The sequence below is a fragment of the Streptomyces clavuligerus genome (assembly GCF_005519465.1).
Classification (GTDB): domain Bacteria; phylum Actinomycetota; class Actinomycetes; order Streptomycetales; family Streptomycetaceae; genus Streptomyces; species Streptomyces clavuligerus.
Window position 1 is genome coordinate 2207513 of record NZ_CP027858.1, and the last position, 25335, is coordinate 2232847.

Annotated in this window: 22 protein-coding genes and 1 pseudogene; 4 read left to right on the forward strand and 19 right to left on the reverse strand. The window is 73.5% G+C overall.

From position 1 onward, the window contains the following. Nucleotides 1-306 precede the first annotated feature (306 nt). Nucleotides 307-675, forward strand: a complete 369-nt coding sequence (locus CRV15_RS08865) for a DUF192 domain-containing protein (protein WP_003961669.1) — start codon at nt 307-309, stop codon at nt 673-675. Nucleotides 676-1177: 502 nt separating this feature from the next. On the opposite strand, the gene CRV15_RS08870 is transcribed toward CRV15_RS08865, so the two are convergent. From CRV15_RS08870 to CRV15_RS08940, 15 genes and pseudogenes are all read right to left on the reverse strand, one after another. Continuing rightward, nucleotides 1178-2530 (reverse strand): hypothetical protein, encoded by a 1353-nt coding sequence (locus CRV15_RS08870; RefSeq protein WP_003955222.1) that lies wholly within the window; start codon nt 2528-2530, stop codon nt 1178-1180. A 140-nt stretch (nt 2531-2670) separates the two neighbouring features. Further along, nucleotides 2671-3423: an OmpA family protein gene (locus tag CRV15_RS08875; RefSeq protein WP_003955221.1), complete on the reverse strand. Its 753-nt coding sequence runs from the start codon at nt 3421-3423 to the stop codon at nt 2671-2673. Then, nucleotides 3423-4046 carry a hypothetical protein gene (locus CRV15_RS08880; protein ID WP_003961668.1) on the reverse strand — a complete coding sequence of 208 codons (624 nt, stop codon included), beginning with the start codon at nt 4044-4046 and terminating at the stop codon, nt 3423-3425. The genes CRV15_RS08875 and CRV15_RS08880 overlap by 1 nt, the downstream gene beginning before the upstream one ends. 62 nt (nt 4047-4108) lie before the next feature. Next, nucleotides 4109-4795, reverse strand: a pseudogene (locus CRV15_RS08885) (pilus assembly protein TadG-related protein); the annotation flags it as partial. Between the two features lie 38 nt (nt 4796-4833). Continuing rightward, nucleotides 4834-5082 (reverse strand): hypothetical protein, encoded by a 249-nt coding sequence (locus tag CRV15_RS08890; protein WP_009997423.1) that lies wholly within the window; start codon nt 5080-5082, stop codon nt 4834-4836. Nucleotides 5083-5322: 240 nt separating this feature from the next. After that, on the reverse strand, nt 5323-6297 hold the full coding sequence (locus CRV15_RS08895; protein ID WP_009997422.1) for a response regulator transcription factor: 975 nt from the start codon (nt 6295-6297) through the stop codon (nt 5323-5325). A 50-nt stretch (nt 6298-6347) separates the two neighbouring features. After that, a complete protein-coding gene (locus tag CRV15_RS08900; RefSeq protein ID WP_003961665.1) occupies nt 6348-7943 on the reverse strand; it encodes a sensor histidine kinase in 1596 nt (531 codons plus the stop codon). 77 nt (nt 7944-8020) lie between these two features. Then, entirely contained in the window at nt 8021-8908 is an 888-nt protein-coding gene (locus tag CRV15_RS08905) for a DUF5936 domain-containing protein (protein WP_003958266.1), read from the reverse strand. Between the two features lie 10 nt (nt 8909-8918). Continuing rightward, nucleotides 8919-9860: a type II secretion system F family protein gene (locus CRV15_RS08910; protein ID WP_003958265.1), complete on the reverse strand. Its 942-nt coding sequence runs from the start codon at nt 9858-9860 to the stop codon at nt 8919-8921. A 61-nt stretch (nt 9861-9921) separates the two neighbouring features. Next, nucleotides 9922-11262: a TadA family conjugal transfer-associated ATPase gene (locus CRV15_RS08915; protein ID WP_003958263.1), complete on the reverse strand. Its 1341-nt coding sequence runs from the start codon at nt 11260-11262 to the stop codon at nt 9922-9924. 182 nt (nt 11263-11444) lie between these two features. Beyond that, entirely contained in the window at nt 11445-12509 is a 1065-nt protein-coding gene (locus tag CRV15_RS36645) for a TadE family protein (protein ID WP_009997421.1), read from the reverse strand. Next, a complete protein-coding gene (locus CRV15_RS08925; RefSeq protein ID WP_230864162.1) occupies nt 12506-12994 on the reverse strand; it encodes a TadE/TadG family type IV pilus assembly protein in 489 nt (162 codons plus the stop codon). Before CRV15_RS08925 ends, CRV15_RS36645 begins: the two co-directional genes overlap by 4 nt. Before the next feature lie 35 nt (nt 12995-13029). Then, on the reverse strand, nt 13030-14277 hold the full coding sequence (locus tag CRV15_RS08930) for a CpaE/TadZ family protein (protein ID WP_003958259.1): 1248 nt from the start codon (nt 14275-14277) through the stop codon (nt 13030-13032). A gap of 7 nt (nt 14278-14284) precedes the next feature. Further along, the gene (gene cpaB, locus CRV15_RS08935; protein ID WP_003961662.1) at nt 14285-14998 is read right to left on the reverse strand and encodes a Flp pilus assembly protein CpaB; all 714 of its coding nucleotides are present in this window, start codon (nt 14996-14998) and stop codon (nt 14285-14287) included. Between the two features lie 149 nt (nt 14999-15147). Continuing rightward, complete coding sequence (locus CRV15_RS08940) at nt 15148-15984, reverse strand: hypothetical protein (protein WP_003961661.1); 837 nt, start codon at nt 15982-15984, stop codon at nt 15148-15150. A gap of 436 nt (nt 15985-16420) precedes the next feature. Here CRV15_RS08940 and CRV15_RS08945 point away from each other — a divergent pair, with 436 nt between their 5' ends. Both CRV15_RS08945 and CRV15_RS08950 read left to right on the forward strand, forming a co-directional pair. Beyond that, entirely contained in the window at nt 16421-18118 is a 1698-nt protein-coding gene (locus CRV15_RS08945) for a chitinase (RefSeq protein ID WP_003958256.1), read from the forward strand. 301 nt (nt 18119-18419) lie between these two features. Next, nucleotides 18420-19775 (forward strand): M14 family metallopeptidase, encoded by a 1356-nt coding sequence (locus CRV15_RS08950; protein ID WP_009997419.1) that lies wholly within the window; start codon nt 18420-18422, stop codon nt 19773-19775. Nucleotides 19776-19850: 75 nt separating this feature from the next. Here the strand turns inward: CRV15_RS08950 and CRV15_RS08955 are convergent, their stop codons facing one another. The 4 genes from CRV15_RS08955 to CRV15_RS08970 all read right to left on the reverse strand — a co-directional run bounded on the left by CRV15_RS08955 (nt 19851) and on the right by CRV15_RS08970 (nt 23785). Then, nucleotides 19851-21311, reverse strand: a complete 1461-nt coding sequence (locus CRV15_RS08955) for a GntP family permease (RefSeq protein WP_003961659.1) — start codon at nt 21309-21311, stop codon at nt 19851-19853. Nucleotides 21312-21485: 174 nt separating this feature from the next. Then, nucleotides 21486-21896: a RidA family protein gene (locus CRV15_RS08960; protein WP_003958252.1), complete on the reverse strand. Its 411-nt coding sequence runs from the start codon at nt 21894-21896 to the stop codon at nt 21486-21488. An 18-nt stretch (nt 21897-21914) separates the two neighbouring features. Beyond that, nucleotides 21915-22667 (reverse strand): IclR family transcriptional regulator, encoded by a 753-nt coding sequence (locus CRV15_RS08965; protein WP_003958251.1) that lies wholly within the window; start codon nt 22665-22667, stop codon nt 21915-21917. After that, the gene (locus CRV15_RS08970; RefSeq protein ID WP_003961658.1) at nt 22664-23785 is read right to left on the reverse strand and encodes a sugar kinase; all 1122 of its coding nucleotides are present in this window, start codon (nt 23783-23785) and stop codon (nt 22664-22666) included. The genes CRV15_RS08965 and CRV15_RS08970 overlap by 4 nt, the downstream gene beginning before the upstream one ends. A 101-nt stretch (nt 23786-23886) precedes the next feature. Here CRV15_RS08970 and CRV15_RS08975 point away from each other — a divergent pair, with 101 nt between their 5' ends. After that, on the forward strand, nt 23887-25305 hold the full coding sequence (locus CRV15_RS08975) for an alanine racemase (RefSeq protein WP_003961657.1): 1419 nt from the start codon (nt 23887-23889) through the stop codon (nt 25303-25305). The last annotated feature ends 30 nt before the right edge of the window (nt 25306-25335 follow it).

Sequence of the window (25335 nt, forward strand, 5' to 3'; positions counted from 1 at the left end):
GCAAACGCCCGGCCCAACAGACAGGCGGGCGCTCTCCGCTTTCGGCAGCCACGCGCCCCGATGGCTCACTCGCCCCGGGGGCAGGGCGAACGCCCGACTCAGGGGCGGGGTGCGGGCCATCGTCCAGCCCGGGAGAGAGGCGGAGGTGCGCCCCTTCGGCCCACTCGCCGCAGGGGCAGGGCAAACACCCGGCCCAGGGACGGGGCAGGGGCAGAGGACGAGGGCCCCGCGCCCCGGGGGAGCCGTTCCGGGTCGGGGCCATCGGTTCTCTCACGCGCGGGGACGGTGGGGCGCTACCGTCGGGCCATGGCGCGAGGACGGCGATGGCGTGACGGCGGCGGCGAGTTGTGGGTGGCCGGGCGTGACACACCCGTCCCCCTGGAGATCGCGGCGAGCCGTGCCGCCCGGCGGCGTGGTCTCCTCGGCCGGGACGGGATCACGGGCGCGATGCTGCTGACGCCGTGCGGCGGGGTGCACACCTTCCGGATGCGGTTCGCGATCGACGTCGCCTACCTGGACCGCGAACTGCGCGTCCTGGACCTCCACACCCTCCCCCCGGGCCGCCTCGGCCGCCCCCGGCTGCGCGCCCGCCACGTCCTGGAATCGGACGGCGGCACGATGGCCGAGTGGGGCCTCCGGCCAGGCACCCGCCTCCGCATCACCCCAGCCGGGTAGACAGCCCCTCCCCGCACTCCGTGCCCGCGTGGACGATCACCCCGGCCGGGGACGGTTCGCCCTGCGGCGCGTGAACCGAGGGGGCGCGCCTCCGCCTCTCTCCCGGGCCGGACGATGGCCTCGCGCCCCGTCCCCGAGCCAGGCGTTTGCCTTACCCCTGCGGCGCGTAAACCGAAGGGGGTACGCCTCTGCATCTCTTCCCAGGCTGGACGATGGCCCGCACCCCGCCCCTGAGTCGGGCGTTTGCCCCCGCCCCGGGGCGAGTGAGCCGAAGGGGCACGTGGCTGGCCGAAAGCGGAGAGCACACCCCCGCCCCTTGGGCCGGGCGTTTACCTCGACCCCGCGGCGAGTGAGCCGAAGGGGTGCCGCGGGTGCCGAAAGTGGAGAGCGCGCGCAGGCCGTGAGGAACGAGCGGCCGAGCACGGTCGACCGTCGGCGCACGCTCTGGCACCCCGGAGGCGAACCGAGTCACAAAAAAAGAGGGCGAACCGAGCCACAAAATTTACGAAGCGTGGCGGCCTCGTTTGCGGCCGAGGCCCAGGCGGGCCAGGGCCGTCCAGGCGAGGAGGCCCAGGAGGAGGGTGGTGCCGAGGGTGATTCCGGTGACGCCGATGACGGTGAGGACGAGTTCGCGGGTGTCGTCGTCGTCCTGGGGTGCCGCCTGCTGGTCGGCGGGCGGGGGCTGGGCGCGGTCCTCGGCCAGGACGCCGAATCCTTCCCGGAGGGGGTCGCCCGCGTACGGCGGGGCGGGGTGCGGCTCGCCCTCGATGCCCACGGCGAGGGTCACCGGCAGTTCGCCGGGGATCTTCCGGTCGGCCGAGACCCGGAGGTAGTACCAGCCGGAGAAGCGCATTCCGCTGGTGGCGTCCCGGTCGGAGGTGCGGTTGGCGAAGGCCGCGGGTTCCGTGGCGAGCGAGAGCCGGGTGGTGGCGGTGCGGTGGGCGCGGGCGGTGTTCTCGACGAAGCCGCGGGCCGTGTTGAAGACCGTCACGCGGACGCCGTCGTAGACGGGCCGCCGGGGCGCGACGGCCCCGGTGAACCTCGCGTCGACGAAGAGCTGCTGCCCCCAGTCGACGGGCACCCGGTAGAAGCGGCTCTCGCCGGGGCCGAGCCGGTCGGCCCAGACGCCGTGGCCGAGGCGGGCCGCGTCGTTGAAGCCGGAGCCGCCCTCGACGCGGCGCTCCGGTCCGGGGATGTGGTCGGGGGTGTGGGTGTGCCGGGAGGACGGGGGCGCGGGCGTCGGCGAGCCGGTGCGCAGCCCGGGTTCGGTCATGTACTTGATCTCGACCCGCCAGTCCCTGGGGGCGGCCCCGCCGGTGGGTCCGATCCACTCCACGGAGTACAGGTAGTCGCCCGCCTCCTGGCAGGCGCGGCCGGGGCCGATCCTGCGGGTGGAGTAGTCGGCGGTCGGCAGCGGGGTGGCGGTGCCGAAGACGATGTCGTTGCTGTCGCTGCACTCGGCGCCGTCGGGCGAGACCAGCGAGACCCGTATCCCGTCGGTGGCCCCGGCCCTGCTGCCGGGCGGCGGGGCGAGGACGGCCGACACATAGGCGTTGGAGCGGCCGTCGAGGCGGACCCGGTAGAACTTCCGGTCGCCCACCGAGACGGTGTCGGTGTAGGTGCCGGGGGTCAGCAGCGGTCCGCCCGCCCGGGGGGAGGGGCTGCCCACCACCGGGCGGGCGTCGGGGGCGGTCCTGTATCCGGCCTGCCGTGCCGCCATGGCCTCAGCGGCGGACGCCGGGCCGTGGAGCAGCGCACAGGACATCCCGATGACGATTCCCTTCCGCAGGGCCGCCACCCGCGCCCTCCCCGTGGCCGACGTCCTGCCCGCCACCGCCGTCCTGCCCCGCCTCATCCGCGCGCTCCTCGGCCCACTTCGTTCGACAGTCGGCCCGCAGCGTACTGCGGGCCGGCCGTCTCCCGTACAGCATCCGTGGTCGGCGCGGCGCGGAGGCCGCCCGGGAGCCGTTCCGGAGGGGGCCGGCCGGGCGGTGGTCAACTCCCGTCGCCGGAGCCTTTGGTGGGGAAGGAGACCTCGACCCGCCGGTTCTTCTCGCGGCCTTCCTCGGTGGAGTTGTCGGCGATGGGGAAGTCCTCGCTGTAGCCGCGGACGATGTAGGAGACGGTGTGGTCCTCCACCTGGCCGTCCAGCATGGCGTGGACGGCGTCGGCCCGTTTGCGGGAGAGGGTCCGGCCGTGCCGGTAGGAGCCGAGGTCGTCGGTGAAGCCGAAGACCCGGACCTGTTTCGCCCCGTTCCTGCGGATCTCCTCGGCGATGGCGGCGATCCTGCTGTTGGCACGGGGGTTGAGTTCGTGGCTGTCCCTGCCGAAGAGGACTTCGGCCTGGAGCGCGAACTTGAGCGAGACGGTGGTCTGCTCCCGGCGTTCCTCGCCGCCCTCGGACTCCACGATGGAGACGATGTCGAGGACCCGGGGTTCGGCGAGGGTCGCGCCCTCCCGCATCCGCAGCCCGGGGTTGTCGGCGTCGATCTGCGGGAGCGGGGTGGCGGCCTCCCCGACGGGCGGGAGCGCGGGGTCCTCGACGGGGGGCAGCGCGGGGTCCTCGCCCGGCGGTGGCACCGGGTCGTCGGCCCCGGCCGCCGGGGGCCGCAGGCCGGGGCCCGCCGCCGTGGCCGCCGTGGCCGCGTGGAGCTGTCCGCCGGTGAGCAGCAGCGCGGCGGCGAGGACGAGGGCCGCCGGCCGCCGCGCGGCGGGGGCGGCGGGCCGCCGCGCGGTCGTGCCGCCCATCAGCCCAGCTCGATCGTGCGGGCGGGCATCAGCGGGATCTGGAGTTCGACGGATGCGGTCTCCGGCGGCGGCGCGGGGAACTGGGCGAAGAAGTCCGCGCTCTGTCCCGCGCCGAACACCCCGAGCCCGGTGGTGGTCAGCGGGTAGCCCTCGGTGTCCCGCAGCACGTAGTAGCGCTTCTTCTCGGTCTTGTCGACGAGGGTCATCCCGGCGAACGACCGCCCGGTCCGCTTGACCTGGCGTTCCTGGCCGTTCCACTGGATGGGCGGGGGCAGGCGGCGGTCGCTGGTGTTGGTGACCGTGCCGGAGACGGTCAGGAAGCCGCCCTCGTCCCGTTCCGCGCCGGTGATGGTGAACGCGAAGCCGTCGCTGCCCTCGACCGTGGCCAGCGCCTCGGCGGTGCGTTCGGACGCGTCCGGGCCGTCCCCCTGCGGCTCCGGGGACTGCCCGTCCTGGGCTCCCGCCCCCGTGGCGGTGGAGACCGCGCCGGGGTTCCGCGCGTCGGGCGCGTCGCCGTCGTCTCCGAAGTCGCCGCCGCACGCCGTCAGGGCGAGTCCCAGCGCGACGGCGGCCAGTGCCGCGGTCACCGCCCGGGGGGCGCCGGCTCCGTACCTCTTTCTCATCACTGCTGTTCCTTTGCGTTCGGTCGCGGGTCGGGGGCGGTCGGGGCCGGTCCCGGTCGGGGTCAGTCCCGGTCGAGCCGGACGGTGAAGAGGTCGGCCATCCGGGGCAGCAGGTCGGGCCGTGCCGGGTCCAGCTCGAAGTCCCGGTCGTCGTCGCAGCGGAGCAGCCCCGGTGTGACCGGCTCCGCGGGCTCTTCCGGCTGCTCCTGGCCCTCGTCCGGGCTCCCGGGGTCCCCCGGGCCGTCGGGCGGCCCGTCGGGCGGCGGGGGCGAGGCGGTGGCGCCGGGTCGCCCGGCGGAGGGCTCGAAGCCGCAGCGGGGCTCCACCACGGCGGTCGCGGTGGCGGTGGCGCGGTCGCCGTCGACGCCCGGGAGGAGGGTGTCGCCCATCGCCCGCCGCGACTCGACCCGGACATACGCGCCCCAGCGGCCCTCCGTCGGCGCGAGGCAGTCCCGCAGGGCCGTGCCGTTGGCGGCGGCGAGCGACTCGGCGGCGGCGTGACCGGCCGCGGCGCAGCCGGGCGCCGACTGCTCCTGGGCGCCGCCGTCGAAGAAGTCCCGGAGGAAGACGGGGTCGAGGATGTTCTCCGCCAGCAGGTCCTCCAGTCCGTCACGGGACTCCTGGGCGGCGGCGAGTGCCGCGGCGTCGGCACCGGACTGGGTGCCGTTCCGCTGGGCCCCGGCCTGGCCGACGGCGAAGAAGGCGAGGGCGAGGGCGAGCAGGCCCACGACCATGGCGAGATAGAGCGGGACCGCCTGCCCGGCGTCCCGCCCGGCGGCCGGGCGGGCTACTCGCCGCCACCGCCCGTGTTGAGGATCTCCTGGACCTGGCTGGAGAGACCGGCCGCGATGTCGTCGGCCACCCCGGAACCCACCAGCGCCGCGATGATCGCCGCCACCAGGACGATGACGCCGACGTACTCGACCGAGTCCTGGCCCTCGTCGCGGCGGTCCCTCACCGCCCGGACGACGTCCGCCGTCCGCGCCGCGACCAGGCGGCGTGCCGTCTCCACGGCCTTCGACCTCAGCTTCGACATGGGCTTCCCCTCCGGGGCCGTTCGCGCGGCGTCCGCGCGGCGGTTGCGAGTCCTTGGCGCCGTCCGCCGGGCCCTGCCACCGGCCGGACCGGAGAGCGGCCTGAGCACTGTACGCCGGAAAAAACGGCCCTGACATGGGCCCTGGGGCCCAACTCGCCTCGGACGGAGGGGGTAAGGGGCCGCGCGGGCGGCGGTCGGGCGACGGTCCGGCGGAGGGTCGACGGCCCGTGGGCGGACGGTTCATACCGGCCCCGCCTGACTCCGGGCCAGCCGGTGCCACAGGGCGATGGCCTCGCCCCGGCTGCCCGTGTTCAGCTTGGCGAAGATCCGGTTGATGTGGTTCTTGACGGTCTTCTGGCTGATGAAGCAGGCCGCGGCGATCTCCTGATTGGTCAGGCCCGCGGCGATCAGCTCCATCACCTCGGCCTCCCGCCGGCTCAGCTCCCCGAGCACCGTCCCGCCGTGGGTCTCCCGGCGCGCGCCCGCAGACGAATGTCCCACAATCGCTTGCGAAAGCGAAGGGTGTACGACGTATTCACGGGTTGCCGTATCGGCGTCATCGTCGAGTACAGAGAGGGAACCTGCTTCGATACGACCAGCCGATGGGAGCCTCCTGTGTGCGGAAGCAGATGAAGCAGCCGACGAGGACGACGAGGACAAGAACGACGGGGACGGCGCGACGGAAGGAGGGGGAGCGGCGGGAGCGGACGGGCGGCGCGTTCGGCCCCGGGGGGACGGAACGGCCGGGAGCACCCCCGCCGCCGAGGCGGAGAACACCGGGCGTCCGGCGGCGACCTCCCCCACCGCCGTGATCAGTTGCTCGGCGGTGAACTCACCGTGGACGAGATAGCCCGCCGCGCCCCGGGCGAGGGCGGCGTGGACGGTCTCCGTCTCCCTGCTGTACGTCAGCATCAGCACCGGGGCGAGCCGCACCAGGTACGGCAGTACGGAGATGCCGTCCGCCCCGGGCATCCGGACGTCGAGCAGCACCACATCGGGGCGGTGCCGCAGTGTCTCGGCGCAGACCTGGCGGCCGTCGGCGGCCTCGGCGACCACGGCGAGGCCCGGTCGGGTGCCCAGCAGCGCGGTCAGTCCGGCCCGGACGACCGGGTTGTCGTCGGCGACGACGATCCGCAGCGGCGCCGGGGCGGTGGCGGGAACGGGAGTGGCGGGGGGCGGCCGGTTCGGCGACGGCTCGTGGACGGGGTCCGGCACGGCAGCGGCCTCCTCTCGGAAGGCGGGGCGGGGGGCTCGGGGGCGGGTTCTCATGGCAGCAGAGGAAGCGGGTCCCGCGGGGCGGAATCCGCGCATCCGCAGGGTCCGGGGGACGCCGGGGGCCCGGCTCCGCCCGGAGACGGCGGGGGGCACGGCGAAGACGGCGAAGACGGCGGGGAGGACGGCAAGCGCCGCGAGAACGGCGAGGGAGGTGAGGACAGGGAGAGAGGTGAGGAAGGTGAGGGCCGCGGTGGACCGGGCGGCGGGTCCGGTGACTCCCCCGGCCGCGACCGCGGCGACGGGTCCTGCGACCGCCACGACGGCGGGTCCTGCGGGGACAGCCGCGCCGGCGGGCCGGGCACGGGCAGCGGCAGATCGAGCCGTACCTCCGTACCCCGGCCGTCCTCGCCCGCGCCGACCTGGATCCGGGCCCCGATGGACGCGGCCCGCTCCGCCATGCCGACCAGGCCGAAGCGCCCCTTCCGGCGGAGCCCGTCGAGCGTGGTGCCGGGCGGCAGCCCCCGCCCGTCGTCGTGGACGCGCACCCGCAGCCCGCCGCCGTCCCCTTCGGGCCGTCCCGCGCACACCTCCACCCGGCCGGGGCCGCCGTGCCGGTGGGCGTTCTCCAGGGCCTCGGCGACGATCGTCAGCAACTGGCGGGCGACGGTCGGCGGGACGAGCGGCTCGCAGGCGGGTCCCGCGGGCTCCGTCCGGCGGAAGACGGCCCGTACCCCGGTGCGCCGGGAGAACTCCTCCGTACGGGAGCGGAGCCCGTCCAGGACGGCGCAGACGGGCAGCCCGGCGGCGGTCTCCGCGGTCACGGGTCCGGCGCCGGGGCCGAGGCCCGTGTCGCGGCGCAGATCCGCGAGGAGGGCCCGGGACTCGGCCGCCGCCCTGCGGGCCGCGTGCGCGACCAGGTCGGCCCGGTCCCGTACGGCGGCGGGGTCCATCCGGTCGGCGCTGCGGGCGAGCCCCTCGGCGGCCAGCGCCAGACCGTGCAGGGTCTTGGCGACGGAGTCGTGCATCTCCCGGGCGAGCCGGGCCCGTTCGTCCTCCACCGCCCCGGCCGCCGCCAGCCGGGCCCGCGCCTCCGACAGCGCCTGGCCCGCCGCGCCGAAGCGCAGCATGAGCGTACGGAGGGTGCTGCCCAGCACCCCCGTGAGGACGCACAGCCCGGGCAGCAGCAGGGCGGTGTACCGGGCGTCCGCGCTGTCGTTGACGGCGTACGCGCCCGCGACCAGGGCGGACTGGAGCACGGCGAGGACCGCGCCGCCCCGCCGGCCGGAGATCAGCCCGCCGAGCAGCGGGGTGCAGATGATCACATAGGCGAGGGTGGAGTCCGGTGACGCGGTGACCAGCAGCAGCGCGCCGAAGGCCATGTCGGCGCCGAGCAGCCAGGGGTGCCGCAACAGGACCGGGCCGAAGCGCTCCCAGTCCCGCAGCAGCGCGTACGAGGTCATGAACGTGACCAGGACCGCCGCGCCCACCAGCCAGTTCGCCGGGCCGGGCGCGGTGCCCGCGAGGGCGAAGGGCACGGCGAGCGCGATCATGGCGAGCCGGAAGCCGAAGACCTGCCGGCACAGCGCCTGGAGGGCGTTGACCTGGAGCGGGAGCGACGGCGGGGGCGGCGGGGCGGGGGGATTCATGGGGGGTGTCACCTCCCTCGCGGCCCGGGGGCGCGCGGTCGACGGGATACCGGTGGGCCGGGGCGGGGGCGGTCCGGTCAGCCCCCCAGCACCTCGCCCAGGTCGACCCCGGAGCCGTAGTAGAAGCTCACGACGATGAGGATCATCGTCGCGGGCAGCATCACGAGGGTGACCACGAGCGTGGACTTGGGCACCGCGCGGGCCGCCTCCCGGCGGGCGTTCTGGGCGTCGGTGCGGCGCATGTCGGTGGCGATCTGTATCAGCGTGTCGACGATCGGCGCGCCCAGCTCCTCGCCCTGCTGGAGGGCGGTGACGAACATCGAGACCTGCTCGGAGTCGTTGCGGCGGCGGAGCTGGTCGAAGGCGTCGCGGCGGCTGACGCCCATGTCCATCTGGCGCAGGGTGATGCGCAGTTCGTCGGACCAGGGGCCCTCGTACTTCTCCGCGACCCGTTCGAGCGCCTGCCGGAAGCCGAGCCCGGCGGAGACCACGACGGCGAGGACGTCCAGGAAGTCGGGGAGGGTGCGCTCGATGTCGGCGCGCCGCCGCCGGATGGCCACCCGGATGATCACATCGGTCCAGAAGAGGCCGAAGACCAGCAGGAAGGCGGCGAGCGCGAGCTGTCCGCGCAGCAGCATGGAGAACGCCGCCACCAGGCCGAGGAGGCTGTAGACGGCGCGGCGGGCGGCGTAGCGGTCGACGGTCATGCCGCCGGGGTTCCCGGCCATGTCGAGGCGTCGGCGCAGCGCGTCGACCCGGCCGGGTCCCATGGCGCGCAGCACGGCGGGGGCCCAGCGGACCCCGAGCCGGTCGATGACCGAGCCGACGGCGGTGGTGCGGGTGGCGCCCACTTCGAGGGCGAGCGCCAGATCGCCGGGGAGCCGGGCGTCGGAGCGGTACATCCGCACCCCGAGGAAGATCCCGTAGACGGAGAAGGCGAGCAGTGTCGCGAGCAGTGGTCCCATCCGGCCCTCCTCAGACCTGGATCCGGGAGAGTCTGCGGATCAGGAACGCGCCGAGTCCGTAGAGGCCGAAGGCGGCGAGGGTGGCGCCCTGGCCCACCACCGAGCCGGTCATCCGGTCCAGGGCGCCCGGCGTCATCCCGTTGATCATCAGCAGGAAGCCGAGGCCGAGCAGGGGCACCGCGAGGGCGGTGACCTTGATCTGGGAGAGCGTGGTGGTGACCTCCCGGCGGGTCTCCTTGCGCTCCTCCAGGGACTGGGTGAGGTTGCGCAGCGAGGTGACGACCTGTCCGCCCGCCCGGTTGGCGAGGATCAGGGTGGTGACGAGGACGATCAGCTCCCGGGAGGGGAGCCGTTCGGCGAGGGTGCCGAGCGCGTCGTCCAGGCTCTGGCCGACGGCGAGCTGATCGGCGACGATGCCGAGTTCGTGCCCGGCGGGGTCGTCCAGTTCCTCGGCGGCCATGGCGAGCGCGGTGCGCAGCGAGAGTCCGGCCTGGGTGGCGTTGGCGAGGACCCGGGTCAGCTCGGGGAGCTGGGCGATGAACGCCTCGGTGCGTTTGACGCGCTGCCATTCGAGGAAGTTGCGGGCGCCCCAGAGGGCGACGAGGGCGGCCAGGACCCCGAAGAAGGGGGCGAAGACCGCGCCGACGGCGAGATGGGTGACGAGCAGCAGGACGAGGACGGCGACGGTGTACTCGCCGCAGGTGAGGTCGAGTCCGGTGGCGGCGATCCGGTGCTCGACCTCCCGGCCGTAGCGGGTGGTGCGCAGCCGCCGGTCGAGGGCGTGGAAGCGGCGGCGGCGGCCCGTGCGGGCGGGCGGTTCCCCGGTCTGGGCCATCCGGGCGACGAGGGCGTCGCGCTGGGCCCTGCCCGCGGCGTAGGTGTGCACGCCGAGGACGCCGATGGCACCGGCGAGCAGGGTGGCTCCGGCCGTCAGAAGCGGGAGGTTGTCCATGTCGGGCGGGGAACCTTCTTCGGTCGGGGGCGGGGCACGTACCGCTGGGCGGGGGGGCGGGTCAGGCGAGGGTGCCGCGGACGGCGAGGTGGTCGTCGGACTCGGCGACCCCGAAGGCCGGGGGCAGCGACTCGTTCTTCAGGTAGAGGCGTTCGGCGACCCGGCGCGGTACGGGGTAGTAGACGAACTGCCCGTGCACCCGGCCGTCGGAGTCCATCGGCCGGGCGTGGAAGCGGCAGACGGAGACGATGCGGTACTCCTCCCGTCCGGTGGAGTCGACCACCGCGACCTCGGTGACCCGGCGGGAGCCGTCGGCGTGCCGGGTGAGCTGGACGATCACATCCACGGCGCTGTTGATCTGGTCCTTGATCGCCGCGAAGGGGATCTCGACCTCGGACATGGAGGCCAGGGTCTGGAGCCGCATCAGGGCGTCCTCGGCGCTGTTGGCGTGGACGGTGGCCAGCGAGCCGTCGTGGCCGGTGGACATGGCCTGGAGCATGTCCAGGGTCTCCCCGCCGCGGACCTCGCCGACGATGACGCGGTCGGGGCGCATGCGCAGCGAGTTGCGGACGAGGTCGCGGATGGTGACATGGCCCTTGCCCTCCACGTTCGGCGGGCGGCTCTCCAGGGTGATCACATGGGACTGCTGGAGCCGCAGCTCGGCGGAGTCCTCGATGGTGACGATCCGCTCCTCCTCGGGGATCAGTCCGGAGAGGGCGTTGAGGAGGGTGGTCTTCCCGGTGCCGGTGGCCCCGGAGACGATGACGTTGAACTTGGCCCGGACCAGGCCCGCGAGCAGCAGGGTGAGCTGCTCGTCGAGCGAGCCGACGGCGATCATCTCCTGGAGGGTGAACGCGCGGGGGAAGCGGCGGATGGTGAGGATGGGGCCGCTGAGCGAGAGCGGGGGGATGATCACATTGACGCGTTCGCCGGAGGGGAGCCGGGCGTCGACCATCGGATTGGCCTCGTCCACCCGGCGGTTGACGGTGGAGACGATGCGTTCGATGGTCTGCATGAGCTGCTCGGTGGAGGAGAAGCGCAGCGGCAGCAGCTCCAGCCTGCCGCCCCGTTCCACATAGACCTGTTCGGGGCCGTTGACCATGATCTCGCTGATGGAGGCGTCTTCGAGCAGGGGTTCCAGGATGCCGAGCCCCAGGGCCTCGTCGACCACCCGGCGGATGAGCTGGGAGCGTTCGACGGTGGAGAGGACGGGGCCCTCGCGGCTGATGATGTGGCCGAGGACCCGCTCCAGCCGGGCCCGGCGCTCGGCGGCGGCGAGCGCGGACATCTCGGCCAGGTCGATCTCTTCGAGGAGTTTGGCGCGGTAGACGACGACGAGGCGGTTCTCCTCGCTGAAGCCGTTGACCGGCTCGGGGCTGCTGATGCGCGCCCGCAGGCTCATGTCCTCATCTCCCTGGCGGTACGGGGTCGTGTCGGTCGGTCGGGCGGCCCGGGCGGCGGTGTGTCCGGGGGCCCGGTGCCTCCGGTGTCTCCGGTGGCGGGAGCTCTGGGGTCCCGGGGGCCGCCGGGGTCGCCGGGGTCCGTGTGCCCGCGCCGCGCGGCCGGGCGCGGGGCCGGGCCGGGTCAGTCGCAGGGCATGGTGACCCTCCGCTCGGCGGGGTCGAACGCGAACACGGGCAGCAGGGCCGGGACCCGGACGGTGACGGTCGCGGTGACGTCCTCGCCGGGCTGGACGGAGACGTCGGCGTCGTCGAGCCAGCCGCTCAGGGCCTCGTACCCGGCCTCGCGGCCCGGCGCCGGGTCGCAGTCCTCCTGGGCGGCGGTACGGGCCGCCGCGCGGGCGGCGGTGCCCGCCTGCTGGGCGGTGTAGGCGACCACGCCGAGCTGGATCGCGGCGACGGCGACGAACAGCAGCAGGGCGAGCACCCCGGCGTACTCGACGGCGGCCTGACCACGCTGGCGGTCCTGGCGCTCCCGGGCGCCCCGGCCATGGCGATCCCCGTGGTCGGAACCGTGCTCCCCGGAGCCCCGACCGTGGCAGTCGTGACGGCCATGACAATCCTGCCCGCCGCCCCGACCATGGCAATCCCCGCGGTCGGAACCGTGCTCCCGGGAGCCCCGGTCGTGGCAGTACCGGCAGTCGGGGCCGTGGTGCCGGTCGTGCCGGTCACCGTGGCCTTCCTGCCGTTCACGCCCGTGCCGGTCGTGCCGGTCACCGTCACCCCGGCCGTGGCAGTCGTGACGGTCCACACGGCCCTCCCGGGCGCCGCGGGCATGGCGATCCCGGCGGTCGGAGCCGTGCTCCCGGGAGCCGTGGCAGTCGTGACGGCGGTGGCGGTCCTGCCCGTCGCCCTGGCCGTGGCAGTCGGGGCAGTCCTGCCGGTCACCCCGGTCACGGCGATCCTGGCGGTCGGGGCCGTGCTCCAGATCGCCCCGGCCGTGACCGTCCCGGCAGCCGGGGCAGTCCTGCCGGTCACCCCGGTCGTGGCAGTACCGGCAGTCGGGGCCGTGGTGCCGGTCGTGCCCGTCACCGTGGCCTTCCTGCCGTTCACGCCCGTGCCGGTCGTGCCGGTCACCGTCGCCCCAGCCGTGGCGCTCGGGGCAGCCGTGGCGGTCCTGACCGTCCTGGTCGGCGCCCCGGCCCCGCCCGCCGTGCGGAGCGGACCGGCCGGGCTCCCACCGCGTCACGACGGGTCCTCGGCGGTCGCGGCGGCCTCGGCCGGTACCTCGAAGGGGAAGTTCACCGCGCCCGGGAAGAGCACCGGCACGGAGACCCGGACCGAGACCCGGTACAGCCCCTCACCGCCCGGCGGCGGGCAGTCGGCCGCGGCGTCCCACGCCCCGGGCAGGTCCTCCCGCAGCGCCTCCCGGCAGGCGGCGGGCCCGCCGACGGCGCCCGCGCGGGCGGCCTTGTCGGCCGCGTTCCCCGCGAGGGAGAAGGTGTAGCCGATCAGGGCGGCCTGCCAGAGCAGCGCCAGCGTGACCAGGATGACCGGGAGGGTGCCGGTGAACTCGACGGCGGCCTGGCCGCTGTCGTCCCCGGCGCGCGGCAGCCGGGGACGGGACCCGCCGGAGGGCCGGCCGGGCGGGCGCGTCGCGGCACACCGGGCGTCCACCGGGGGCCGGGGGCGCCGCCCGTGCCGCGAGCCGTGCCGTACGCGAGACCCCGTCACTCCCCGCACCCCTTCGCCTCCCGGTCCTGCCACCGTCATCTCGACCGTGCCCGCCGGACCCGGATCGAACCCCGGTCGCCCCGGAATCTGCTCTGCTTCTGCTCGCCCTCCACGGCCTTGACGAGGCCGAGTTCGCCCGCGAGCCCCCACAGGGCCGTCTTCACGGTCGACTTGGCCTCCAGGTCCTGCATCCGTCCGGCGTCGACCACCGGCTGGAGCTCCTTGAAGGCGGCGGGCACGGAGGTCCGGGCCACCCGGGTGCCGGTGATCTTCTCGATCAGCGGGGGCTGGATCTCGGTGCCCCGGGTGTAGCGGTTGACGACGGCGACGGTCTCCTCCGCCTTGCGGATCTGGAGCCGGTCCCAGAGCCGGACCATCCGCTTCGCGCCCCGGACGGCGACCACGTCCGGTGTGGTCACCAGCAGGGTGATGTCGGCCATCTCGATCGCGGCGGCGTTGGCGTTGTGCATCTGGGTGCCGCAGTCGACGACGACGACCTCGTAGCGGTTGCGCAGGGCGCTGACGATCTGCCGCACGGCCCGGTCGTCGACCTCCTCGCCGCGCTCCCCCTCCCCCGGCGCGAGCAGCAGCCCCATCCCGGTCTGGTGCGCGAACAGGGCGTCCTGGAGCACCCGGGGGCCGATGTCCTGGATACCGGCGAGGTCGGCGACGGAGCGGCGGAACTGGACATCGAGGTACGAGGCCACGTCCCCGGCCTGGAGGTCGAGATCGGCCAGGGCGACGGTGCGCCCCGACGCCTGGGCGGCGAGCGCGAGCTGGACGGCGGTGACGGTGGTGCCCACGCCGCCCTTGGCCCCGCTGACGGTGACGACGGTGCCGCCGGGGCCGGTGAACACGTCGCCGCTGTGGCCGAGGTGCCGCCGCACCCCGGTGGACCAGCCCGCCGCCGCCTGGACCCGCTGGGCGAGTTCCTCGTACGACAGGGGCAGGGCGACCAGTCCGCGCGCGCCCGAGTCCATGGCGGCGGAGTAGAGGCCCGGACCGGCGTCGACGGTGACCAGGACGACCCCGACGGCGGGGAAGCGGAGCGCCACTTCCCGGATCAGTTCGAGGGCGGGGACGGGGCCGATCCGCTCATGGACGAGGACCACTTCGGGCAGTTCGTCGAGGGAGTCGGCGGCGAGCCGGGCCAGCGTGTCGAGGAGCGCGGTCGAGTCGCCCACGGGGGCGGCGGGCTCCGCGTCGGGAAGCTGGCTGAGCAGGGTGGTGATGGACCGGACGGCGTCGGGGTCCCCGACGGCCGGGAGAATGCGTGTGCTCATGCCGCCCTCACCTGCTCCTGTCTTCGTCAAGGGTGTAGGTGCTGTCGCCGGGGCGCAATGTGGACGGGCTCCCCTTGGCGAGAAGGGCGAGCCGCACATGTTCGGCGAACGACTCCGCGTGGGCGACACGCTGGGCGTCCTTGGTGCCGAGGGCGAAGGTGATCGGGACGGCCTCGCGCATCCGGCTGCGGCGGTCGTCCCTGCGGGGGTCGAGCGGGGTGAGCCGGCCCACGTCGATGACCTTGGCGTTGGTGACGATGATCCGGGACTGGTCGGGGTCGCCCTCCGCCTTTCCGGCGAAGGTGGCGAAGATGTTGACCAGGTCCCCGGGGGTGATCTTCCCGGCGACCCCGGTCGCCGCGTCGATCATGATGGCGATCTCCTGTTCCCCGGGCGCCAGTTCGGGCCGCTTGACGATCATGTCGTCCTGGAGCAGCGAGCCCTTGCGCAGCTCGGTGACGGCGATCTTCCCCCGGACCGTCGAGAGATCGGTGACGGCGGTCCGGGGGAGCCAGCGGCGCGGCACCGCGACCTTCTCGAACTGCCCCGGGCGCAGGGCGGTGTAGGGGGCGACGTCCGAGGCGAGCCGGTAGGCGGTCGCCTCGGGGCCCACCTTGGAGTTCACATCGTTGATCACCGATATCACGCCGGCGAACGCGCCGAGGGCGCACAGCACGGAGACGATCAGAAGGATGACGCCGCGTCGTTGGCGTGAATTCATGAGCCGGTCTACCTCGTTCGCTGGCTGCGGGGGGTACAGGGGCTGCGCTGTCTCACCGGTCCGTCGTCACCGGCAGCCGTCGGCCCGGCCGCCGGGAGCCGGGGCGGTCCGCTCCGGTGGGGTGCCTTGGGGGCGGGCGCCGGGGCGGTTCACGGCCCGTGGTAGGCGGGGGTGCCGTGGCGCAGGACACCGGATTCGCGGCCCTGCTGGGGGTCGCCGCCCGCGAGCGGGGCCGAGCAGAACCCGCAGCGGTCGCCGATGAGTTCGATCCCGCACCAGGTGCAGGGCTCGCGCCGGACGGACGAGACCAGCTGGTAGAGGACCGAGATCTCCGGGAGGAAGGCGGCGAACTCGACCAGCTTCCCGGTGCCCCACCAGGCGGGCGACTCGGCGGGGAGCGGGACCTCCTCCACTCCCTGGGCGCGCCAGGCGGGCGCCAGCTCGCGTTCGGTCCACTCCGAGTGCAACTGGCCCCGGGCCACGGCCATCCGGGTGGGGAAGGCGGGCCCGGCGGGCACCGTGTCGCCGCCGATCCTGACCAGCTCGGGGGCGGGGTGGGCGACCACCGCGAACTGGGAGCCCGGCACCCAGGACTTGGCGTGCGACTTCATCCCCACGGGCACCCGGTCCAGCCGGGTCACGGAGGAGAGCTGGGCCCCCGCGTGGACATAGTGGGAGAGCAGCCGGGCGGCGGAGGCGATGACCCCCGGGCCGAAGTCGCAGACGGACAACTGGCGTAACTGCCGGACGAGTACGGCGGTGCCCAGCGGCGGCAGATCCACCTTCAGCAGGGCGATGCGGTTGCTCTCCAGGACCGACCGCACGGTGTGCAGCCGCCGCTCGTGGGCGAGCGGGACGGTCGCCGGGTAGACGGCGACCACATAGCCGTGGCGCTCCAGCAGGGCGGTCATGTCGGTGATCGCGGCGTCCAGCGGACGGTCCTCGGGCGGGTGCAGCAGAGCGGCCGTCGGCGTGTGCTGGTCCATCGGCGGTAGCACCAGGTCTGCGCTGGTGACAGCTATTGCGGTCGGCACGCTGGTTCCCCGTTCGGCTCCGGTCGCCGGGGGTCCCGTGACCGCAGATACGTACTGCTCGCTGCTCCTGCACGAGCACTGTATCCGCGACTCCGGGGGCAGAGAACACCTCGCCGGACCCTGCGCCGCGGCCCGCGTACGCTCCGCACAGGCCAAAGGGCGGCAAAGTCTGACGTTCCCGTACAGCCGTTGCAGCACCGAACAGCCGTGCGCGCCAGGGCGGATGGGGCGTCCTGGCCGGAATCCGATGGACGACTCCCGGCGCCCATCCCGGGCCGGGGTCTTGACATCCGCATTGGTCTGGACCAACTTGGGCGGTCAGCGGTGGCCACCGTTCACTCCTCCCTGCCCCTCGCAATCCCCCCAACTCCCCCACTGGAGGCAGCACGTGGACCGCAGTACTCGCTCGCGGAGATGGCTCGGCGGCGGCCTGGCCCTCGCCGTCGGGGCCGGACTCACCGTCACCGGACTGACGGGCGTCGCCCAGGCGGCCGACATCAATGTGGCCAAGAACCCCGGCTTCGAGTCCGGGCTCTCCTCCTGGACCTGCTCCGGCGGCAGTGGCTCGAATGTCCCGTCACCCGTACGGACGGGCACCTCCGCCCTGCGGGCCGCACCGGCGGGCCATGACAACGCCCGCTGCTCGCAGAGTGTGGCGGTCAAGCCGAACTCCACCTATCAGCTCTCCGCCTGGACCCAGGGCGGCCACGCCTACCTCGGCGCGAGCGGCACGGGCACCACGGACATCTCCACCTGGTCCCCGGGCAGCACCGGCTGGCAGCAGCTCTCCACCAGCTTCCGCACCGGCCCCAGCACCACGTCGGTGACGGTCTACACCCACGGCTGGTACGGCACCCCCGCGTACTTCGTGGACGACGTGAGCGTCTTCGGGCCCGACGGGGGCGGCGGCCCCGACCCCGAGCCGGTGATCCCGCCGACGCCCACCGGGCTCGCCACGGGCCAGGTGACGTCCTCGTCCGTCGCGCTCAACTGGGGCGCCGCGAACGGCGCCACCGGCTACAACGTCTACCGCGACGGCACCAAGGTGCAGTCGGCGACGGGAACCTCGGCCACCGTGACCGGGCTCACCGCGAACACCTCGTACCAGTTCCAGGTCACCGCCACCAACAGCGCGGGCGAGTCGGCGCGCTCCACGGCGGTCACCGCGCGGACGTCGAGCGGCCCGGTCATCCCCAACCCCGTGGTGCCCCGGCACGCGGTGACCGGCTACTGGCAGAACTTCAACAACGGCGCCACCGTGCAGAAGCTGCGGGACGTCCAGAACGCGTACGACATCATCGCGGTCGCCTTCGCCGACGCCACGAACACCCCCGGTGAGCTGACCTTCAACCTCAGCCCGGCGCTGGGCTACTCCTCCGTCGCCGAGTTCAAGTCGGACATCGCCGCCAAGAAGGCCGCCGGGAAGTCGGTCATCATCTCCGTCGGCGGCGAGATCGGCAATGTGACCATCAACAGCGACGCGTCGGCCACCGCCTTCGCCAACAGCGCCTGGGCGCTGATGCAGGAGTACGGCTTCAACGGCATCGACATCGACCTCGAACACGGGATCAACTCCACCTATCTGACGAAGGCGCTGCGGCAGCTCTCCGCCAAGGCGGGCCCGAACATGGTCCTCACCATGGCCCCGCAGACCATCGACATGCAGTCGACCTCGACCGAGTACTTCAAGCTGGCGCTGAACGTGAAGGACATCCTCACGGTCGTCAACATGCAGAACTACAACAGCGGGGCGATGCTCGGCTGCGACGGCAAGGTCTACTCGCTGGGCTCGGTGGACTTCCTGACCGCGCTCGCCTGTATCCAACTGGAGAACGGGCTCGACCCCTCGCAGGTCGGGCTGGGCGTCCCGGCCTCCACCCGGGGCGCGGGCAGCGGCTATGTCAGCCCCGCCACGGTGACCGCGGCACTGGACTGCCTCACCCGGGCCACCAACTGCGGCAGCTTCAAGCCGCCGCGGACCTACCCCGCGCTGCGCGGCGCGATGACCTGGTCCACCAACTGGGACGCGACGGCGGGCAACGCCTGGTCGAACGCGGTGGGACCGCACGTCAAGGCCCTTCCGTAACCCCTTCGCGGCCTTCCGCGGCGTCCCGCGCGGTCTCGCGCGGCGGCCCCGCGGCAGTGCACGGCTGAAGCGCCACGGCGCCACCGGCTCACCGGTGGCGCCGTCGGCGTTCCCCCGCGCCGTCACCGCGCCCCGCCGGGTCCCCCGCCGCTCCGGAGTACCCCGTTCCGGGTGACGGGAGACCGAAGCGCGCCTCTTGACCTGGCCATGTCATGGCCGCACGATGTGTGCCCGTACCGCTCCTCTGTCATGCGTCCTACCGGTGCGAACCGCACCCCCCACTCCACCCCCAGGAGACAGCATGCGACCACGGATACGCGGCAAGGGCCCGAAGGCCGCGGCGATCAGCGCGCTGCTGGCGCTCGCCGTCGCGGCGCCGTTCACGGCCAACGCGGCGCCCCCCGACCCGGCCTCGCCCTCGGCCCCGTCCGCCGGGGCGGCGGCGGTCGCCGCCGACGAGCAGGTCCGCCAGTACGAGATCAAGGGCAGGGCGAGCGTGGCCTCGCGGACCGCGATCGCCGCGACCGGGGTCGCGATCGACGAGGCGGACACCCACTCCACCGTCGTCACCGCCGACGCCCGCCAGGCCCGGAAGCTGCGCGAGCTGGGCCACACGCTCGTGGCGCTGCCCGTGCCGCCCGCCCGGACCGGCGGCGGACCGGTCACGGCGATGGACTTCCCGCCCGCCGACTCCCGCTACCACAACTACGCGGAGATGACCTCGGTCATCAATCAACGGATCGCCCAGTACCCGAACATCATGAGCAAGCGGGTCATCGGCCGCAGCCACGAGGGCCGGGAGATCATCGCCGTCAAGATCAGCGACAATGTCGCGGCGGACGAGAACGAGCCCGAGGTGCTGTTCACGCACCACCAGCACGCCCGGGAGCACCTCACCGTCGAGATGGCGCTCTATCTCATCCGTGAGCTGGGCGAGGACTACGGCACCGACGCCCGGGTCACCAACGCCGTCGACAGCCGGGAGATCTGGATCATCCCGGACATCAACCCGGACGGCGGCGAGTACGACATCGCGACCGGCTCCTACCGGAGCTGGCGCAAGAACCGGCAGCCCAACACCGGTTCCTCGTTCGTCGGCACCGACCTCAACCGCAACTGGAACTACCGCTGGGGCTGCTGCGGCGGCTCCTCCGGCTCGTTCAGCTCGGAGACCTACCGGGGCCGGGCGGCCGAGTCCGCGCCCGAGGTGAAGGTCGTCGCCGACTTCGTGCGCAGCCGGGTCGTGGGCGGTCAGCAGCAGATCAAGACCGGTATCGACTTCCACACCTACAGCGAGCTGGTGCTCTGGCCGTTCGGCTGGACCACGGCGGACACCGCCCCGGGGATGACCCAGGACGACCGGAACGCCTTCGCCGCGGTGGGCCAGAAGATGGCGGCCAGCAACGGCTACACACCGGAGCAGTCGAGCGATCTGTACATCACCGACGGGTCGATCGACGACTGGCTGTGGGGCAACCAGCGGATCTTCGGCTACACCTTCGAGATGTATCCGAGCGGCTTCGGCGGCGGTGGCTTCTACCCGCCCGACGAGGTGATCGAGCGCGAGACCAGCCGCAACCGGGACGCCGTGCTCCAGCTCCTGGAGAACTCGGACTGCATGTACCGGTCCATCGGCAAGGAAGCGCAGTACTGCTGAGCCGACGGCGCACGGACGGGCCGCCCGGGGTGCTCCCCGGGCGGCCCGTCCCGCTGTGCGCTCCCGTTCCGGTGGCTACACCACCAGGCTGAGCGCCGCGGCGACCGCGAAGCCCGCGACCGAGAGGACCGACTCCAGGACCGTCCAGGTCCTGAGGGTGTCCCGCTCCGATATGCCGAAGTACTTGGCGACGATCCAGAAGCCGCCGTCGTTGACGTGCGAGGCGAAGATCGAACCCGCCGAGATGGCCATGATGACCAGGGCGAGGAAGGGCTGGGAGTGGTCCGCGCCCTCCACCAGCGGGAGCACGATGCCCGCCGTGGTGACGATCGCGACCGTCGCCGAGCCCTGCGCGACCCGCAGCACCAGCGAGATCAGATAGGCGAGCACGATCAGCGGCAGACCGACGCCCTCGAAGGTGTCGGAGAGCGCCTGCGCCACCCCGCTCGCCTTGAGGACGGCGCCGAAGACCCCGCCCGCGCCGACCACCAGCAGGATGTTGCCGACCGGCTTGAGGGAGGAGGTCGACACCTGCTCCAGGGAGGTCCGGGACCAGCCGCGCCGGATGCCCAGCAGGTAGTACGCGAGGATCAGCGCGATCGTCAGCGCGACGAACGGGTTGCCGAAGAACTCGATCACCGAGCGGAGCGTGGACTCGTCCAGACCGATGGAGGAGAACGTGGCCGCGAGGATCAGCACCAGCGGCGTACCGATGATGAGGAGCACCGTGGAGAGCGCGACCGGGGCCTCGTCGGCGGAGCCCCGCTCGGCCGCCACGGCCGCCTTGGCCTCCTCGGCCGCGTCCAGCATGTCCTGCGGGACCTCGACGAAGACCCGCTTGCCGATCCAGTCGGAGAAGACCCAGGCCGCCGCGACCGCGGGCAGCCCCACGACGACGCCCATCAGGATGACCCAGCCCAGCGAGACGTCCAGCAGCCCGGCGGCGGCGACGGGGCCGGGGTGCGGCGGCAGGAAGGCGTGGGTCATCGACAGACCCGCCAGCAGTGGCATCGCATAGAGGACGATCGACTTGCCGGAACGTTTTGCCGCCGCGTAGACGATCGGGGCGAGGACGAAGATACCGACGTCGAAGAAGACCGGGATACCGAAGATCACACCGGTCAGACCCATGGCCAGCGGGGCCCGCTTCTCACCGAAGGCGTCGAGCAACCGCCTGCTCAGCACCTCCGCTCCGCCGGAGACTTCGAGGATCGCGCCGAGCATGGTGCCGAGGCCGATGATGATGGCGACATGGCCGAGGATGCCGCCCATGCCGTTCTCGATGACGGACTCGGCGGCGGAGCGCTGGACCGTGCCGAAGAGTTCGGTCACGGAGAGACCGGCGGCGAGGCCGACCACGATGGAGACGGCGAGCAGCGCGACGAACGGCTGGAGCCGGACCTTGATGATGAGGACGAGCAGCAGGGCGATACCGAGGGCGGCGACGGTCAGCAGACCCGCCGTGCCGTCGATCAGGAGGAGGAGTCCTCCGGTGTGCGGTGGCGCCTCCGGTGTGGCGCCGGCAGCGAACAGCATGTGCAACCCCTGTCGATGGAGGGTTTTGGGGTAGGGGGGACCGCGGGACGGCGCTCTGTGGTGGAGCGCCGTCCCGGGAGGCGTTGCGCTGTGGGGGAAGGGCAAACGGTGTCCGGAAGGCGGTGCGTCCGGGACGCCGGGGGCGTCCGGGCGGTCAGCGGGTGGGCCGGAGGGTCAGCCCAGGACCGCCAGGGCGTCGATCTCGATGAGCAGCCCGGCGGGCAGTCCGACGTAGACCGTGGTGCGCGCGGACGGCGGGGCGGTGAGGCCCTGCTGCTCGAAGTACTCGTTGTAGATCTGGTTCATCTCGGCGAAGTGGTCGACGTCGGTGAGGTAGACGCGCATCATCATCACGTCGTCCCAGCTCGCGCCGCCCTCCTCCAGGATCGCCTTGACGTTGGCGAAGGTCTGGAGGGTCTGCTCGCGCAGGGTGGGGCCCGCCGGGGTGGGGGCCTGGCCCGGCTGCGCCGGGAGGAAGCCGACCTGCCCGGCGACCTGGAGGATGTTCCCCTTCTTGACGCCGTGGGAGAACTTGGCGGGCGGGGCGGTGTGGGTGGCGGGGGTGAGCGCGATCTTCTCGGTCATGGAGGGTCCCTCAGGGGTTCAGTGCGGGGTGACGGAGCCGGAGTACTCCCGGCTGATGGCCTCCGCGGTGCGGCGCACCAGCGGGAGCAGGGTGAGGAGTTCCTCGGCGGTGACGACGACGTTCGGCGCGGAGACCGACATGGCGGCGACGACCCGTCCGGCGGCGCCCCGGATGGGCGCGCCGATGCAGTTGATGGACTCCTCGTGGCCACCGAGGTCGGTGGCCCATCCCTGGTCGCGCACGGTCGCCAGCTCCTTGAGGAAGGCGGTGGCGTTCGGCGTCGAACGGGATGTGTACAGGGGGTAGTCGAGCTTCTCGGCGACGGCGCGCCGCTCGTGCTCGGGGAGGTCGGCCAGGAGCAGCTTGGCCACGGCGGCGACGGTGATCGCCACGGGTTTGCCGATGCGGGAGTACATCCGTACCGGGTAGCGGCTCTCGACCTTGTCGATGTAGAGGACCTCGCTCTCCTCGTAGACGGCGAGATGGACGGTGTGTCCGATCTGCTCGTTGAGGGTGACGAGGTGGGGGTGGGCGATCTCGCGGACGTCCAGGTTCTCCACGGCCTCCTGGGCGAGGGCGAAGAGCCGGGCGCCGAGGCGGTAGCGCTGGTCCTGCTGGCGGTAGACCAGCCCGTGGTCGTGGAGGGTGCGCAGCAGGCGCAGGGCGGTGGATTTGTGGACGCCCAGGCGTTCGGCGACCCGTCCGAGGTCGGCGGGGCCCTGGGCGAGCAGCGGCAGGATGCTCAGGGCGCGGTCGACGGTCTGGCTCATGGTGCGTGTCCCTCCTCCGCCCCGCTGGTGGTCCAGCCGGGGCCGAGTCGAAGTTTCCCCCAGTCCGCGTCGGGAAGTGCCGCGAGGCGGTCGGCGTGTGCGGTGGCGGGCGGTACGGCGACGTCGCCGGGGACGGTGAGGGCGGCGGCGGCCATGAGATGGCCGTGGCGGAGCCGGTCCCGGGCGGGCAGGGAACGCAGCAGCGCGGAGAGGTAGCCGGCGGCGAAGGCGTCCCCGGCGCCGACGGGGGCGGTGATGTCCACGGCGGGGGCGGGTTCGTGGACGGCGGGGCCGTCGGCTCCCGGCCCGGGCTCTTCCCGGTCTTCGGGCGCCTCGGTGTGCCGGGCGGGCGTGGCCGGGGCCGCGAAGCCGGGGCGGGCGAACTCGGTGGCGCCCAGGGCGCCCTGTTTGACGACCACGGCGGCGGGTTCCGGGAGGGCCGCGCGGATCGCGGCGGGTCCCTCCAGACCCCAGGCGTCGGCGGCCTCGTCCTCGCCGACGAAGACCAGGTCGGCGCCGCGGGCGAGGTCGAGCAGGACCCGGGCGCCCGCGGGGTCGCGCCACAGTCCGGGCCGGTGGTTGACGTCGAACGAGACCAGCGGGCGGCCGGGCCCGCGGGCGGTGAGCCGCCGCATCAGGGCGAGGCAGTCGTCCGAGAGCGCGGGGGTGATCCCGGAGAGGTGGAGCACCCGGGCCCCGGTGACGGCGGCGGCCGGGACGGTGTCCGGGGACATCGCGGAGGCCGCCGAGCCGCGCCGGTAGTAGACGACCTCATGGGCGTCGGTGGCGCGGTCGGTGGCGGTGCGGAAGTAGATCCCGGTGGGCCGTTCGGGGTCGCGGCCGACGGCCGATGTGTCGACTCCGTATCCGGCGATGGCGTGGATGAGATGGTCGCCGAAGCCGTCCGTGCCGACCCGGCCGACCCAGCGGGTCCGGTGTCCGGCCGCCGCGAGGGCGCAGGCCACATTGGACTCGGCGCCGCCGATGGCCCGGTCGAACGACGGGACGTCGGCCAGGCGTCCGGGCCGGGAGGGAAGGAACGTGACCATGGACTCGCCGAGGCAGATGACATCGGTGTCGGTGACATCCACGGCTGCGGTACCGGTCGGGCTGCTCACCCTGGGGCTCCTCGCGGGGTCTGGGTGCCGAATCCATTGACCCGGCGCTGCGCCGGATGTTAGACAGCACCGAGCGATATGCGCAATGAGTGTTGCAAATAATGCAACGCTTGCTGATCGCGCCCCCGCCGAGAACCCGGCGACGGCCCCGGCCGCCGTCCGGCCCCGGCCCGCCCCGGCCCGGCGGTCGCCCCCGACCGCCCGGGTCCCGACCGCCCCCGAGCGCCGCCCCCGAAGGAGCCACCGTGACCGCCGACCAGCCCGATCCGCTCCGGCTCGAACGCGTCGACCACCGGTTCAAGGCGCTGCCGCCGGACGCCGCCGGGCTCACCGTCGGCGACCTGGCCGACCAGCGCCGCAACCTCTTCACCGGCGGCTTCACCACCCCCGTCCTGGCCCTGTCGGCCGAGTCCGTCGAGCACAATCTGAGACTGCTCCAGACCTACTCCGAGCGGCACGGCCTCGCCTTCGCCCCGCACGGCAAGACCTCGATGTCGCCGCGGCTCTTCGCCCGCCAGCTCGAACACGGCGCCTGGGGCATCACCGTGGCCGTGCCCCACCAGGCCCGGGTCTGCCGCGCCCACGGCATCGACCGGATCTTCCTCGCCAACGAGGTCGTCGACGCCGCCGCGCTGCGCTGGCTCGCCGGGGAGCTGGCGGACCCCGCCTTCCGCTTCATCTGCTACGTGGACTCGGTCCGCGGCGTGGAGCTGATGGACGAGGCTCTGACCGCCGCCGGGGCGCCCCGCCCGCTCGATGTCGTGGTGGAGCTGGGCGCGGGCGACGGGGCCAGGACCGGGGCCAGGACCGAGGCCGAGTGCGCGGCCGTCGCGGACGCCGTGGCCGCCGCCCCCGCGCTGCGGCTCGTCGGCGTCGCCGGGTACGAGGGCGAGGTGCCGCGCGCGGACGGCGCGAGCGTCCGGGCGTGGCTGCGCCGGCTGACCGCGCTCGCCACCGGCTTCGACGCCGAGGGCCGGTTCGCCGGCGCGGAGGAGATCGTCGTCAGCGCGGGCGGCAGCGCCTGGTTCGACGCGGTCGCCGATGTCCTCGCGGAGCTGCCCGAACTCTCCCTGCCGACGCTGAAGCTGCTGCGTTCGGGCGCGTATGTCTCGCACGACGACGGCCACTACCGCCATCTCACCCCGTTCAACCGGGTCCCGGACGAGGGCGCCCTCCAACCCGCGTTCCGGCTGTGGGCCCAGGTGGTCTCCCGGCCCAGCCCCGAGCAGGCGTTCGTCAACGCGGGCAAGCGGGACGCCGCCTACGACCTCGACCTGCCCGAGGCGCAGGCCGTCCGCGACGGGCGCACCGGCGAGATCCGCCCCGCCACGGGCATCACCGTCACCGGGCTCTCCGACCAGCACGGCTGGGTGCGCACCGAGCCCGGGACCGCGCTGGAGGTCGGCGACTGGCTGGGGATGGGGCTCTCCCACCCGTGCACCTCGTTCGACAAGTGGCAGCTCATCCCGCTGGTCGAGGCGGACGGCACGGTCGTCGAGTACATCCGCACCTACTTCTGACGGCTGCCGCGGGCACCTGTCGCCGACGTC